The sequence below is a fragment of the Streptomyces sp. NPDC057307 genome, from assembly GCF_042667665.1.
GTDB lineage: Bacteria > Actinomycetota > Actinomycetes > Streptomycetales > Streptomycetaceae > Streptomyces.
Window position 1 is genome coordinate 1 of the sequence record NZ_JBHUZM010000066.1, and the last position, 13383, is coordinate 13383.

Below are 13383 nucleotides of genomic sequence, written 5' to 3' on the forward strand. Positions count from 1 at the left end.
CGGGCCGTCAGGTCCGTGACACCCCTCCTCGCCGCTTCTGGCGCGCCGTCGACAGCGCCTTCTACAGCACCTTCGACAGGAACGACTTCGTCCGCTCGTGCTGCGGATTCGTCAGGACCTCGCGCGGATGGCCCGACTCCACGACCACCCCGTCGTCCATGAACACCAGCGCGTCGCCGACCTCGCGGGCGAAGCCCATCTCGTGCGTCACGACGATCATCGTCATGCCGGACTCGGCGAGGTCCCGCATCACGTCCAGGACGTCGCCCACCAGCTCCGGGTCGAGCGCCGACGTCGGCTCGTCGAAGAGCATCAGCTTCGGCTCCATCGCGAGCGCGCGGGCGATCGCCACGCGCTGCTGCTGGCCGCCGGAGAGCTGCGACGGATAGCCGTCGGCCTTGTCCGCGAGCCCCACCCGGTCCAGCAGCCTCTCGGCCCGCTCCCTGGCGACGGCCTTCGTCTCACGGCGCACCTGCATCGGTGCCTCCATGATGTTCTCGATGGCCGTCATGTGCGGGAAGAGGTTGAAGCGCTGGAAGACCATGCCGATGTCCCGGCGCTTCAGGGCCACTTCGGAGTCGCGCAGCTCGTACAGCTTGTCGCCCTTCTGGCGGTAGCCGACCAACTCGCCGTCGACGTACAGCCGTCCGGCGTTGACCTGCTCCAGATGGTTGATGCACCGCAGGAAGGTCGACTTGCCGGACCCGGAGGGCCCGATCAGACAGAAGACCTCGCGCGGCGCGACCTCCAGGTCGATGCCCTTGAGCACGTGGGCGGCGCCGAACGACTTGTGTACGGCCTCCGCCTTCACCATCGCGGTCCCGCTGCCGGTCGCGCCGTTCGTCGTCTTCGCGATGGCGGTCATGCGGTGCCTCCGTTCGGGCGGCCCAGGGACAGCAGATTGGCCTTGATCTTCTGGAACGGGGTCTGCGGCAGGGTGCGCAGCGAGCCACGCGCGTAGTGCCGCTCCAGGTAGTACTGACCGATGCTCAGGACCGAGGTCATCAGCAGATACCAGGCGGCGGCGAGGAACAGCATCTCGACCGGGGCGCCGGACGTCTGCCCGATGTCCTGCGCGTATCTCAGCAACTCGTAGAACTGCACGGTCGCGACCAGTGACGTCGTCTTCAGCATGTTGATGACTTCGTTGCCGGTCGGCGGCACGATCACCCGCATCGCCTGCGGGATCACGACACGGCGCAGCGTCTTGGAGTGGCTCATGCCCAGCGCGTGCGACGCCTCCGTCTGCCCCTCGTCGACGGAGAGCAGACCGGCCCGGCAGATCTCCGCCATGTACGCGGCCTCGTTGAGGCCGAGGCCGAGCAGCGCCGTCAGGAACGGCGTCATGAAGCTGGCCCAGTAGTCCTTGTAGATCGGCCCGAGGTTGATGTACTCGAAGACCAGGCCGAGGTTGAACCAGACCATGAGCTGGACGAGGACGGGCGTACCGCGGAAGAACCAGATGTACGACCACGCGATGGACGACATCACCGGGTTCTTCGACAGCCGCATCACCGCGAGGACGATGCCGCCGACCACGCCGATGGCCATCGACAGGACGGTGAGGATCATCGTCTGGCCGACACCCTTGAGGATGCGGTCGTCGAAGAAGTAGTCCGGTACGGCGCCCCAGTTGATCTTTCCCTGGGAGAACGCGTAGATGATCGTCGCGAGCAGCGCGAGCGCGACGACCGCGCTCACGTACCGCCCGTAGTGCCGGACCGGAATGGCCTTGATGGCCTCCGGCCCGGCGGATCCCGCCGGTGGCGCGTCGGACGGGCCGTCCGACTTCGTTATGTCAACAGACACGGATGCTGCCTTTCGGAGCCGGGCGCGGATCAGGTGCCGGCGTTGATCGAGGCTTCCTTGACCGCGCCGGCGTCGACGCCCCACTTCGCGATGATCTTGTCGTACTCGCCGTTCTTGATGATCGCGTCGAGCGCGGCCTGGAGCGCCTTGCTCAGTTCGTCGTTGCCCTTGGCGACCGCGATGCCGTACGGGGCGGCCTCGATCTGCTCGCCGACGAGCTGGAAGTCGTTGCCGCCGCCCGAGGTCTTCACCGCGTACGCCGCGACCGGGAAGTCCGACGAACCGGCGTCGGCGCCACCGGCGCGCAGCCGTGTCTGGGCCTGCTGGTCGTTGTCGAACGGCTCAATGCCGATGGCCTTCTTGCCGCCGTCCGTACACTTCGTCGACTCGGCCTTGGCCAGGTCGTGCGAGACGGTGCCGCGCTGGACGACCATCTTCTTGCCGCACAGGTCCGACCAGGCGGCGATGCCCTTGTCGTCGCCCTTCTTGGTGTAGATCGAGACACCGGCGGTGAAGTAGTCGACGAAGTCGACACCCTCGCCGACCTTCTTGCCCGTCTCGGAGTCCACGCCGTCCTGACGCGCCTTGGTGTCGGTCATGGCCGACATGGCTATGTCGTACCGCTTGGAGCGCAGACCCGTGAGCAGCGTGTCGAAGGTGCCGTTCTCGAACTCGAACTTCACCCCGAGCTGCTTGCCGAGCGCGTCGGCGATGTCGGGGTCGATACCGACGGTCTTGCCGGCGTCGTCCTTGAACTCGACCGGCGGGTACGCGATGTCGGAGCCCACCTTGATGACGCCCTTGTCGGCGATCGCCTTCGGCAACTGGTCGGCCAGCGGCGCGCTCTTCGTGGTGGCGGGGGAGTCCTTCTTCCCGCTGTCGGTCTGGTCGCCGCAGGCGGTCAGCAGCAGAGTGCCGGCGACCGCGATCGCGCCGACCGCGGCGAGGCGGGACTTCCCGGCGGTGGTACGACTGGTGAAGCTGGCGGTCATGATGAGGATCCTCCGGCGGACGAGGGAATTGCCACGCGGTGGGCACGCGCCATCGAGTGTCGCGACCGTGTGCGATTGATTAGGGCATCTTGCCATTCGGACTGGTCGGATCAGGGGGCTGGTCATGTCAAAATCGGATAACGGGTGACCCTCGTGTCCCAGCAGTCCGGCAGACCAGGACCGGACCATCTGCTGGAGAGCCTTCTATCGGCCGGACAATCTCCGGTCCGTCCTCCCCTCCGGGTGGTTTCGTGTCGTGCGGCGGAAGTGTCCTGAAACTCCGCTATGAGTCATGTCACCGCTTGTGAAACGAGTCGTGGACGTCCGGCCCGTCCGGTATGAAGGACAGCTACACCCCTCATCCGGGGCTCAGGGCGCGTGTGCGGCGCGCCCGCGCGTATGTACCTCCTCCTGTTCGGCGTTCCAACCGCCGATAACAGGACACGTACGCGGTGCCCGCCCACCCCTCCGTAACCCAGGAGTGGACACCCTCAACTGATGAAGAGACTTAAGGGGTCAAGAACATGGCAGCGGAGATCGTGAATCCTCGCAGTGAGAGCGACACCGAAGGCGCCACCGACGAGCCCTTCGATCCGGCGTTCGCGCTGCACCGCGGCGGGAAGATGGCCATCCAGGCCACCGTGCCCGTCCGGGACAAGGACGACTTGTCCCTCGCCTACACGCCCGGGGTCGCCAAGGTGTGCACGGCGATCGCCGAGAACCCGGAGCTGGTCCACGACTACACCTGGAAGTCGCAGGTCGTCGCCGTCGTGACGGACGGGACCGCGGTGCTCGGTCTCGGTGACATCGGCCCGGAAGCCTCGCTCCCCGTGATGGAGGGCAAGGCGATCCTGTTCAAGCAGTTCGGCGGCGTCGACGCGGTGCCGCTGGCGCTCGCCACGACCGACACCGACGAGATCATCGACACCGTCGTGCGGCTCGCCCCGTCCTTCGGCGGGGTCAACCTGGAGGACATCTCGGCGCCCCGCTGCTTCGAGATCGAGCGCAGGCTCCAGGAGCGGCTCGACATCCCCGTCTTCCACGACGACCAGCACGGCACGGCCGTCGTGACACTCGCCGCCCTGCGCAACGCCGCGAAGCTCACCGGGCGCACGCTCGGCGACCTGCGCGCCGTCATCTCCGGGGCGGGCGCGGCGGGGGTCGCCATCGCGAAGTTCCTGCTGGCCGCGGGGATCGGCGACGTGTCGGTCGCGGACCGCAAGGGCATCGTCAGCCCCGACCGCGACGACCTGACGGACGTCAAGCGCGAACTGGCCGAGATCACGAACCGCGCGGGGCTCTCCGGCTCGCTGGAGGCCGCCCTGGCGGGCGCGGACGTCTTCATCGGCGTCTCCGGCGGTACGGTCCCGGAGCCGGCGATCGCGTCGATGGCCCCGGAGGCGTTCGTCTTCGCCATGGCCAACCCGAACCCGGAGGTGCACCCCGACATCGCGCACCAGTACGCGGCGGTCGTGGCGACGGGCCGGAGCGACTACCCGAACCAGATCAACAACGTGCTGGCGTTCCCGGGGATCTTCGCGGGCGCGCTCCAGGTGCGGGCGTCGCGCATCACGGAGGGCATGAAGATCGCGGCGGCGAACGCGCTGGCGGACGTGGTCGGCGACGAACTGTCGGCGGACTACGTGATCCCGTCCCCGTTCGACGAGCGGGTCGCCCCGGCGGTGACATCGGCCGTCGCCGCGGCGGCGCGGGCCGAGGGCGTCGCGCGGCGGTAGCCGTTCGGCAGTGGTCCGACAACTGTCGCAGGGCCGCCTCCCTCGGTGGGGGCGGTCCTGCTCAGCGTGGAGAGCGACGCTTCGGTGTCACCGCGGGCACAGCCGGTCCAGGGCGGACCGGCTCTCGTCGTCCGCGGGCCGGTAGATCACCAGCCGCTGGTCCGGATCCGGCAGGGGCATCAGCACTTCGAAATCCACCGTGACCGTACCGACCTCGGGATGCCGCATCTCCTTGCGGCCACGGCCGTTCACCGTGATGTCCCGCTCGTTCCAGAACCGCGCGAACTCCTCGTCATTGGTGGTGAATTCGGTGATGAGGTCGGTCAGCGCCCGATCCTCCGGATGAGCGGCCCACGCGGCGCGCAGGTGCGCGATTCCCTCCCGTACGACCCGTTCGCGGTCGACGTAGAAGTCGCGCATCCCCGGATGCATCAGACACAGCCACATCGAATTGCGCCGCGCCGGCGGCAGGGTGTCGAAATCCAGCAGCAGCCTCGCCATTTCGGCGTTCCAGGCCAGAATGTCGTAACGGTGGTTCATCAGCATCGCCGGCAGCGGCGACAGATCGGCGACCAGCCGGGCCAGTGGCGGCGCCGCGGTGGTGGCGGCCTCGGCGGCGTTACGGGGACGCTGCTGGGCCAGGTCGAAGAGGTAGACGCGTTCGTCGGGGGCCAGGCGCAGGGCCTCCGCCAGCGCCTCCACCACGTTCGCCGACGGCCGCAGTCCGCGGCCCTGCTCCAGGCGCACGATGTAGTCGATGCTGATCCCGGCCAGCTCGGCGACCTCTTCGCGGCGCAGGCCCGGCGTCCGCCGGGCCCGCCGGCGCGGCGGCAGACCGAAATCGCGCGGGTCCAGATGCTCGCGGCGGCTACGCAGGAAAGCGGCCAGCTCCCGCGTCGTATCCACGGTGCTCTCGGTGACAGTCATCGGCTTCGATGCTACAGCGAGGGTAGGACCGGCCTTCCCAGGAAGTTCTCTCCCTTATCCCCGGCCCGCGGTGGTCACAGGCTTGTGCCCGGCAACGGATCGCAAGCACAGGAGCACACGATGTCCCTCACTCTCGACACCTACCGGCTACTGGGCCGCTCCGGGCTGCGGGTCTCACCGCTGGCCCTCGGCGCGGCGACCTTCGGCACCGAATGGGGCTGGGGCGCCGAGCAGGACGACGCGCGCGAACTCTTCGACCTCTATATCGAGCGCGGCGGCAATTTCATCGACACCGCCAACACATACACCAACGGCAGTTCCGAGCGCCTGCTGGGCGAATTCACCCGCGACAACCGGGAAAGGCTGGTGCTCGCGACGAAGTACTCGACGCTGGCCCGGCCCGGCGACCCCAACTCCGGGGGCAGCCACCGCAAGACCATGTTCGACTCGGTGGAGACCAGTCTGCGCCGGCTGAACACGGACTACCTCGATCTGCTCTATCTGCACGTGTGGGACTTCACGACGCCGGTCGAGGAGATCCTGCGGGGGATGGACGACCTGGTCCGCCAGGGCAAGGTCCTGTACGTGGCGATCTCCACCGCCCCGGCCTGGCAGGTGTCGCGCATGCAGGCCATCGCCGATCTGCGCGGCTGGTCGCCGCTGGTGGCGCTGCAGATCGAGTACAACCTGATCGAGCGCACCGCGGAACGTGACCTGATCCCCATGGCGCGCGAGATGGGGCTGGGCGTGGTCCCGTTCTCACCGCTGGCCGGCGGGGTGCTCACCGGCAAGTACAGCCGGGCCGATCTGACCGCGACGGAGGTCGCCGCCGACGGCACCCGCAAGGGCTTCAACATCGCCAACGGCGCGCTCACCGAACGCAACCTCTCCATCGCGGACGTCGTGGGGGAGGTCGCCGCGGAGCTGGGCCGGACACCCGGCCAGGTCGGACTGGCGTGGACCCTGCGGAACCCGGGCGTGACGGCATCGATCATCGGCGCGCGCACCCCGGCGCAGTTGAAGGACAACCTCGGCGCCCTGGAGGTCGAGTTCACCGCCGCCCAGGTGGCCCGCCTCGAAGAGGCCGGCGCGATCGAACCGGGCCTCCCGCACAGCCTCCTCGACAGTGACAGGGGCCGTACGTTCAACAGCGGCGACCTGAAGATCGAACCCCGCCGCTGACACCCGGAGACGTCCGACCGGAGACCGCGCGCCCGCTCCCTCCACGGGCCCGCCGCCGCGTCCCGCCCGCCCGCCGCAACCCAACCGACCCCGCCCATTCACCCGCACCTGGTGGGATCCTCGCGCTACACATCCCACCCAGGAGGCGCTTGTGAATCTGCTTGTCAACGGTGACGCCGAGCAGGGGTCCGGAGGTACCGCCGAGCCCGTCGGGCAGGTGGTCGGATGGGTCGTACGGCAGGGGGCGCCCGCGCTCGTCGGGTACGACGTCGGGGACGGGTATCCCACGCCCGACGATCCCGGGCCGGCCGGCGGCGCGGCCGGAACGCGGTTCTTCTCCGGCGGGAACAGCCCCTTCACCACCCTCGTCCAGGAGGTGGCCCTTCCCGCCTCCGGCACCACGGGGCACCGCGCCGTGGACGCCGGGCGGGTCCGGTACGCGCTCGGCGGCTGGCTCGGCGGGTACGCCGGGCAGGAGGACGGGGTCAGGCTGTCCGTCGAGTTCCGGGACCGGGCCGGCACCCCGCTCGCGCTCTCCGTCCTCGGCCCCGTCACCGCCGGCGAACGCGGCCACGCCACCGCGATGCTGGAGCGCCGCGCCGAGGCCGCCGTACCGCCGGGTGCCCGCTCCGCCCACGTACAGCTCTCGTTCACCCGCACCGGCACGGGCACGTCCAACGACGGCTACGCCGACGCGATCTCACTCGGCCTCACCGCCTCGGGGAGGCACTCGTGACCCTCAACAGACGTGATCTGCTCAAGGCCGCCGGCGCCGCGGGCGCGCTCAACGTGGTCTGGCCGCTGACCGCCGGACTCTCCCCGGCCCAGGCCCGCGAGGCCGCGCAGGCGCTCGGTTCGACGTACGACCAGGCGCCGTTCACGCTCGGTGTCGGGTCCGGCGACCCACAGCCCACCAGTGTCGTGCTCTGGACGCGGCTCGCGCCCGAGCCGTTCGCCGAGCCGGGCGAGCAGCCGCTCGACGAGATCGTCGACGTCCGCTGGGTCGTCGCCGAGGACCGCGCCCTGCGCCGCGTCGTGGCGCGCGGCACCGTCCCCGCGTCCGCGACCCTCGCGCACAGCGTGCACGTACCGGTCGGCGGGCTGCGCCCCGGCCGTACGTACTGGTACGCCTTCACCGCGCTCGGCAGGACCAGCCGCCTGGGCCGGACCCGTACCGCCCCCTCCGGCCAGGTCCGCAGCGCCCGCTTCGCCACCGCCAACTGCCAGAACTACCCGCAGGGCCACTACGCCGCGCTGGCCGGGATCGCCCGGGAGGACCTGGACTTCGTCATCCACCTCGGCGACTACATATACGAGCACGGCCCCGAGGGCAGCGACATCCGCGACCACAACGGCCCGGCCATCTACACGCTGCACGACTACCGGATGCGCCACGCCCTCTACAAGGGCGACCCGTCGCTGCGCGCCGCGCACGCCGCGCACCCGTGGTTCCTCACCTGGGACGACCACGAGGTGGCGAACGACTACAGCGGTACGGGGGGCGGCGCACCCTTCATGGGACGCCGGGCCGCCGCGTACCAGGCGTGGTACGAGCACCTGCCGCACCGGGGCGCCCGGGACTCGGTCCTGCCGGACATCGACCTCCACCGGGTGCGCCGCTGGGGCGACCTGCTGGAGCTGGCCGTGCTCGACCTGCGGCAGTACCGCTCCGCGCAGAACCTCGCCGACGGCACCATCCTGGGCGCCGACCAGAAGACCTGGCTGAAGAAGACCGTCGACCGCGCGCCCGACAGCTGGCACATCTGGGCCAACTCGATCATGCTCAGCCAGCTGCGGGGCCGCCCCGGCGGCGGCTACATGTTCACCGACCAGTGGGACGGCTTCCTCGGCGAGCGCGAGGAGGTGCTGGAGCATGTGCGTACCAGCGGCCTCGAAGACCTCGTGGTCCTCACGGGCGACTGGCACTCCGCGTTCGTCGACGATATCCGGCCCGACTACGACAACACCGAATCGCCGCTCCTGGGAACGGAGTTCACGGCGCACTCGGTGAGTTCCAGCGCGTACGACGCGCAGTGGAACTCCACCAACGGGCCGCTGATGGGCGCGGCCAACCCGCACCTTCAGTACTTCGAGGGCAACCGGTACGGCTACGACGTGTACGAGGTCACGCCGGAACGATTCAGCACGCATATGCGGGTCATCGGGGACCGCCGCGACCCGGCCTCGCCCGTCTCCACCCTGACCACGTTCCATGTGGACCGGGGCACGGCGGGCGCGTACGAGGACCCGGCGACGAAGTCGTCACCCGCGCAGTACCGCAGGGACTGAGACCCGGCGGGGGCGGGACCGGAGGCGGGGCCCGGAGGGGCGGGACCCGCCTCACACGCCCGCGTGGTTCCGCGCGTCCCGCCCCCGCTCTAGGGTCGAGGTCATGTTCGCCGCCTACGCAGCCCGCATCGACCGTGACCAGCCCCTCAACGGCCTTGAGTTGGGCGAACGCCCGGCTCCCGAGCCGCGCCCCGGCTGGTCGACCGTCACCGTCAAGGCCGCCTCACTCAACCATCACGACCTCTGGACCCTGCGCGGGGTCGGCTTCTCGGAGGACCAACTGCCGATGATCCTCGGCTGCGACGCCGCCGGGATCGACGAGGACGGCAACGAGGTCGTCATCCACTCCGTCATCGGCCAGACCGGCCACGGCGTCGGCCCCGGTGAGCCCCGCTCGCTGCTCACCGAGCGCTACCAGGGCACGTTCGCCGAGCGGGTCACCGTACCCACCTGGAATCTGCTGCCCAAGCCCGCCGGGCTGACCTTCGAGCAGGCCGCCTGTCTGCCGACCTCCTGGCTGACCGCGTACCGGATGCTGTTCACCAACGCCGGTGTACGGCCCGGGGATTCCGTCCTCGTGCAGGGCGCGGGCGGCGGCGTCGCGACCGCGGCGATCGTCCTCGGGAAGGCCGCGGGGCTTCGGGTGTACGCCACCAGCCGCGACGAGGCGAAGCGCAAGCGCGCCGTCGAACTGGGCGCCACCGACGCCTTCGAGCCGGGCGCGCGGCTGCCGCACCGCGTGGACGCCGTCATCGAGACGGTCGGCGCCGCGACGTGGTCGCACTCGATCAAGTCCCTGCGGCCCGGCGGCACGGTGGTGATCTCCGGCGCCACGAGCGGCGACCGGCCCTCGCACGCCGAGCTGACCCGGGTCTTCTTCCTGGAGCTGAAGATCGTCGGCTCGACGATGGGCACCAAGGACGAACTGGCGGCGCTGCTGTCCTTCTGTACGGCGACGGGCATCCGCCCCGTCATCGACGACGTCCTGCCGCTGGACCGGGCGCGCGAGGGCTTCGAGCGGATGGCGGCGGGCGATCTGTTCGGCAAGATCGTGCTGACCGGCTGAGGGGGCTTTCGTGAACGCACTGCTGCCGTTGCTTCTGCTCGTCGGCTGCCTCGCGGTGGTCATGGGCTTCTTCGGCCGGCTCGCGCTGCTCGTCAGGCGCCGGGGGAGCGCCGGCGCGGGGATCACCGCGGCCATGGCCGCGTACGACGAGGCGTTCCGGGTGACCGCGCACGAGGCGCACCACGAGATCCAGGCCGCGGCGGAACGGCAGATGCCGCTGCCGTCGCCGTCGCCGCCGCCGTACGGGAGGCTGCCCGCTCGTCGGCGTCGGCGCCGGGCGTGGCGCCGACGCGGCTGACTGTCAATGTTGGTTGACATGGCCGGACTGTCAACGTAAATTGACAGTCATGACCGATGCAACGGATCTCGCCGAGCGGGCGGGCGACCGCGACCCCCGCGTCGGGCTGAGGGCGGTCGCCGCGCTGCGGCGGCTGCTCGAACAGCTCGAAGCCGTCCAGGTGCGCAGCGCCCGAAACCAGGGCTGGTCGTGGCAGGAGATCGCGGCCCAGCTCGGTGTCAGCAGGCAGGCGGTACACAAGAAGTACGGGAGGCAGTGATGTTCGAACGGTTCACGAAAGGCGCGCGCGCCGTGGTGACGGGCGCCGTCGCCGAGGCCGAACGCACGGCGGCGCCCCAGGTCACCGACGAGCACATGCTGCTCGCGCTGCTCGACTCGGAGGGGACGCGCTCGGCGTTCGCCTTCGCCTCGCTCGGCATCCTGGACCGGCGCGCCTCGGTGGAGGCGGGGCTGGCGGACGCGCGCCGGCGGGGCGGCATGTCGCACGCCGACGAGGCGGCGCTCGCCGAGATCGGGATCGACGTCGCGCAGATCGTCTCGAAGGTGGAGGAGACGCACGGCGCGGGCGCGATGGGGGTGGGCGGTCGCGTGAAGCGGGGCTGGACGTCCCACAAGAAGTTCACGCCCGCGGCGAAGAAGACGCTGGAGCAGTCGCTGCGGGTCGCGCTGGGCCGCGGCGACAAGGAGATCACCGACGGCCACATCCTGCTGGCACTGACGGCGCGTCCGGGCGTGGTGTCGGACGTGCTGGCGGACCACGGGGGGACGTACGGGGCGGTGGAGCGGGCGCTGTTCGGGGGGCGGGGCTGAGGGGCCCTCCGGGGGCTGTGCGGGGTTGTCGGGTTGCGGTTTCGTTGGCGTGGGCGGGGTGCGGGGTCTCCGGAGGGGTATGTCCGGACGGCGTGACTTACGCCGCGTGCAGCGCTCGTTGGACCCGACGCGGCCTCCTCGTTCACGCGGCACAAGTCAGCCTGAGTGTCCGAACACACCCCTCCTGCGCCCCCGCCCCCCTCACGCCGTCACGTGGAGCGGTACGAACCCCGCTCCCGCCCGCGGGTTGGAAGGGGGACGCGCAGGGGTCGTGGTCGGACACTCAGGCTGACTTGTGCCGCGTGGGAATGCCGGTTCCCCCGGGTCCAACGAGCCGTGCACGCGGCGTAAGTCACGCCGTCCGGCCATGACCCCGGAGCGGCACCCGGCCACCACCGCAACCCACCCAGCCCGTCCGGCGCTTGAGGACAACCCGACCACCGGGCGGACCCTACGGCTTCGGACCCCGCAGCAGGCCGCCAATACGCGCCGCCGCCGCAGACAAGTGCCCGCGGGCTTCCGCCAGTTGCGTCTCCGTCACACCGTGGTCACGCGCCGCGTCGCGGACGTCGTCGCGGAAGCGGTCCAGCAGGCGGTCCAGGTCGCGGGCCGGGTCGCCCGTCGTGGGGGTGTCGTCCGCCCACTCGGGGTCCGCGTCCGGTTTGGCGTGCGGGGGCCACGCCGAGCCCTTCGCCAGGCCGCCGAGGTGCGTCGACAGTTCGGACAGGCCCTCCCGTACCCCCGTCGGCCAGTCGCCGCGCGCGAAGTGGCCCTGGACCTGGTCCTGGACCTGCTTGGCGATACGCAGCATCTCCTCGCGCGCCGTCTCCTGCGCCTCCTTGGCCTGGCGGCGCGCCTGCTGTGCGTCCTCACGCGCCCGGCGGGACTCGTCCTTCGCCCGGCGGGCCTGTTCCTTCCACTCCTGCTTCGCGCGGCGCAGCTCCTCCTTCGCCGCGCGCCAGGACTCGCCGTCCCCGGTCCAGCTCTCCCCGTTGGTCTGGGTGCCGGCCGATGCCGACGCCGCCGCCGCGCGCATCTCGTTGCGCAGCCGGCCCGCCGCGCCCCGTACGTCGTCGCGGATCTCCGAGGCGAGTTCGGAGACGGACTCGCGGATCTCCAGCTCCAGGTCGGCCAGTTCACCGCTGCGGCCCGCCAACTCCTCGCGGCCCGCCTCCGTGATCGAGTAGACCTTGCGGCCCCCCTCGGTGGCGTGGGTGACCAGGCCCTCGGCCTCCAGTTTGGACAGCCGCGGGTAGACCGTGCCGGCGGAGGGCGCGTAAAGGCCCTGGAAGCGCTCCTCCAGCAGTCTGATCACCTCGTAGCCGTGGCGCGGTGCCTCGTCGAGCAGTTTGAGCAGGTAGAGGCGGAGGCGGCCGTGGGCGAAGACCGGGGGCATGTCAGAGCTCCTTCGTGGCGGGGGGAGAGGAGGGGGCGGCGTCGTACGGGTCTTCCGCCGGTGGCCTGCGGAGCAGGGCGATCGAGCCGGACACCGTCATCGCCTTGAGCTGCCCCGTACCCGCCCCGAGCGTGCCGGTGATCTTCTTCGCGCCCCAGTGTCCGCCGACCCGCAGGTCGTCGAAGGCGTTGGAGACCGAACCGCTCGCCGTGTTCGCCTCGACCTTCGCGTCCGCCGGGTGCGGCAGCCGGATGGCCACCTCGCCCGAGACCGTGTTGACCTTGATGTCGGTGGGTTTGCCGGCGGGTTCGAGGTCGATGACCATGTCGCCGCTGACGGTGTCGGCCCGCACCGACGCTCCCGCGCAGTCGACGACCGTCAGATCGCCCGAGACCGAGCTGAAGCGCAGGTCGCCGGTGACGGCCTGCGCCTCCACGTTCCCGGCGACGGTCTCCGCGCCGACCCGGCCGACGAGGGTGGTGTCACCGTTCACGCCGCGCACGTCCGTGCGCCCCTTGATCCCGGAGATCACGGCACCCGCCCCGACGACGCCGACCTCGACGCTCGCCCCCGCCGGGACCGTGAGGGAGACGACGGCGCGGCGCCGGTGGCCCTTGCTGTCGAGCCACTTGAGGAAGTTGTGCCAGGGGAGGTCCTCGTAGGCGATGGTGAGTGTGTCGCCCGTGCGGGTCACGATCAGGGGCGGGCCGTGGATCTCGGAGATCTCCAGGCGCGCGCCGCCCTGCTCGGCCAGCGCGGTCTCGTCGATGCCGACGACGTTGACCATGCCGTTGACGATGCGCACGCTGAGCGCCGTCACCGGGTCGTCGAAGGTGAGCTTCTTCGGCCCACTGACTTCCCACGTCGACTCTGCCATG

Annotated in this window: 14 protein-coding genes; 8 read left to right on the forward strand and 6 right to left on the reverse strand. The window is 70.5% G+C overall.

Translation table 11 applies throughout. The features are described 5' to 3' along the window. Nucleotides 1-61 precede the first annotated feature (61 nt). Genes ACFUN8_RS21920 through ACFUN8_RS21930 form a run of 3 tightly spaced genes read right to left on the reverse strand, consistent with a single transcriptional unit; the run spans nucleotide 62 to nucleotide 2801 of the window. Nucleotides 62-865, reverse strand: a complete 804-nt coding sequence (locus tag ACFUN8_RS21920; protein WP_383640134.1) for an amino acid ABC transporter ATP-binding protein — start codon at nucleotides 863-865, stop codon at nucleotides 62-64. Next, nucleotides 862-1809: an amino acid ABC transporter permease gene (locus ACFUN8_RS21925; protein WP_383640137.1), complete on the reverse strand. Its 948-nt coding sequence runs from the start codon at nucleotides 1807-1809 to the stop codon at nucleotides 862-864. The genes ACFUN8_RS21920 and ACFUN8_RS21925 overlap by 4 nt, the downstream gene beginning before the upstream one ends. 29 nt (nucleotides 1810-1838) lie before the next feature. Then, a complete protein-coding gene (locus tag ACFUN8_RS21930; RefSeq protein WP_383640140.1) occupies nucleotides 1839-2801 on the reverse strand; it encodes an ABC transporter substrate-binding protein in 963 nt (320 codons plus the stop codon). 524 nt (nucleotides 2802-3325) lie between these two features. On the opposite strand from ACFUN8_RS21930, the gene ACFUN8_RS21935 reads away from it, so the two are divergent. Next, the gene (locus ACFUN8_RS21935; RefSeq protein ID WP_382569278.1) at nucleotides 3326-4537 is read left to right on the forward strand and encodes an NADP-dependent malic enzyme; all 1212 of its coding nucleotides are present in this window, start codon (nucleotides 3326-3328) and stop codon (nucleotides 4535-4537) included. Nucleotides 4538-4624: 87 nt separating this feature from the next. Here ACFUN8_RS21935 and ACFUN8_RS21940 read toward each other — a convergent pair whose 3' ends face one another. Next, a complete protein-coding gene (locus ACFUN8_RS21940; protein ID WP_383640144.1) occupies nucleotides 4625-5464 on the reverse strand; it encodes a helix-turn-helix transcriptional regulator in 840 nt (279 codons plus the stop codon). A gap of 120 nt (nucleotides 5465-5584) precedes the next feature. On the opposite strand from ACFUN8_RS21940, the gene ACFUN8_RS21945 reads away from it, so the two are divergent. The 7 genes from ACFUN8_RS21945 (at nucleotide 5585) to ACFUN8_RS21975 (ending at nucleotide 11109) form a co-directional block, all read left to right on the forward strand. After that, nucleotides 5585-6646: an aldo/keto reductase gene (locus ACFUN8_RS21945; RefSeq protein ID WP_383640147.1), complete on the forward strand. Its 1062-nt coding sequence runs from the start codon at nucleotides 5585-5587 to the stop codon at nucleotides 6644-6646. A gap of 151 nt (nucleotides 6647-6797) precedes the next feature. Further along, the gene (locus tag ACFUN8_RS21950; RefSeq protein ID WP_383640150.1) at nucleotides 6798-7382 is read left to right on the forward strand and encodes a phosphoesterase; all 585 of its coding nucleotides are present in this window, start codon (nucleotides 6798-6800) and stop codon (nucleotides 7380-7382) included. Continuing rightward, nucleotides 7379-8935: an alkaline phosphatase D family protein gene (locus ACFUN8_RS21955; RefSeq protein WP_383640153.1), complete on the forward strand. Its 1557-nt coding sequence runs from the start codon at nucleotides 7379-7381 to the stop codon at nucleotides 8933-8935. The genes ACFUN8_RS21950 and ACFUN8_RS21955 overlap by 4 nt, the downstream gene beginning before the upstream one ends. 103 nt (nucleotides 8936-9038) lie before the next feature. Then, entirely contained in the window at nucleotides 9039-10001 is a 963-nt protein-coding gene (locus ACFUN8_RS21960) for a zinc-binding dehydrogenase (RefSeq protein WP_383640155.1), read from the forward strand. Between the two features lie 10 nt (nucleotides 10002-10011). Further along, nucleotides 10012-10299 (forward strand): hypothetical protein, encoded by a 288-nt coding sequence (locus ACFUN8_RS21965; protein WP_383640158.1) that lies wholly within the window; start codon nucleotides 10012-10014, stop codon nucleotides 10297-10299. 49 nt (nucleotides 10300-10348) lie between these two features. Further along, nucleotides 10349-10558, forward strand: coding sequence for a helix-turn-helix domain-containing protein (locus ACFUN8_RS21970; protein ID WP_069630502.1), 210 nt, complete (start codon nucleotides 10349-10351; stop codon nucleotides 10556-10558). Beyond that, nucleotides 10558-11109 (forward strand): Clp protease N-terminal domain-containing protein, encoded by a 552-nt coding sequence (locus tag ACFUN8_RS21975; protein ID WP_383640161.1) that lies wholly within the window; start codon nucleotides 10558-10560, stop codon nucleotides 11107-11109. Before ACFUN8_RS21970 ends, ACFUN8_RS21975 begins: the two co-directional genes overlap by 1 nt. 451 nt (nucleotides 11110-11560) lie before the next feature. Here the strand turns inward: ACFUN8_RS21975 and ACFUN8_RS21980 are convergent, their stop codons facing one another. After that, on the reverse strand, nucleotides 11561-12505 hold the full coding sequence (locus ACFUN8_RS21980; RefSeq protein WP_383640164.1) for a helix-turn-helix transcriptional regulator: 945 nt from the start codon (nucleotides 12503-12505) through the stop codon (nucleotides 11561-11563). 1 nt (nucleotide 12506) lies between these two features. Continuing rightward, the gene (locus ACFUN8_RS21985; RefSeq protein WP_383640166.1) at nucleotides 12507-13382 is read right to left on the reverse strand and encodes a DUF4097 domain-containing protein; all 876 of its coding nucleotides are present in this window, start codon (nucleotides 13380-13382) and stop codon (nucleotides 12507-12509) included. Between the last annotated feature and the right edge of the window lies 1 nt (nucleotide 13383).

Coding starts and splice junctions, on each gene's coding strand:
- ACFUN8_RS21935 (WP_382569278.1), top strand. CDS start 3,326: ATGGCAGCGGAGATCGTGAATCCTCGCAGTGAGAGCGACACCGAAGGC.
- ACFUN8_RS21940 (WP_383640144.1), bottom strand. CDS start 5,464: ATGACTGTCACCGAGAGCACCGTGGATACGACGCGGGAGCTGGCCGCT.
- ACFUN8_RS21960 (WP_383640155.1), top strand. CDS start 9,039: ATGTTCGCCGCCTACGCAGCCCGCATCGACCGTGACCAGCCCCTCAAC.
- ACFUN8_RS21985 (WP_383640166.1), bottom strand. CDS start 13,382: ATGGCAGAGTCGACGTGGGAAGTCAGTGGGCCGAAGAAGCTCACCTTC.
- ACFUN8_RS21945 (WP_383640147.1), top strand. CDS start 5,585: ATGTCCCTCACTCTCGACACCTACCGGCTACTGGGCCGCTCCGGGCTG.
- ACFUN8_RS21930 (WP_383640140.1), bottom strand. CDS start 2,801: ATGACCGCCAGCTTCACCAGTCGTACCACCGCCGGGAAGTCCCGCCTC.
- ACFUN8_RS21975 (WP_383640161.1), top strand. CDS start 10,558: ATGTTCGAACGGTTCACGAAAGGCGCGCGCGCCGTGGTGACGGGCGCC.
- ACFUN8_RS21970 (WP_069630502.1), top strand. CDS start 10,349: ATGACCGATGCAACGGATCTCGCCGAGCGGGCGGGCGACCGCGACCCC.
- ACFUN8_RS21980 (WP_383640164.1), bottom strand. CDS start 12,505: ATGCCCCCGGTCTTCGCCCACGGCCGCCTCCGCCTCTACCTGCTCAAA.
- ACFUN8_RS21920 (WP_383640134.1), bottom strand. CDS start 865: ATGACCGCCATCGCGAAGACGACGAACGGCGCGACCGGCAGCGGGACC.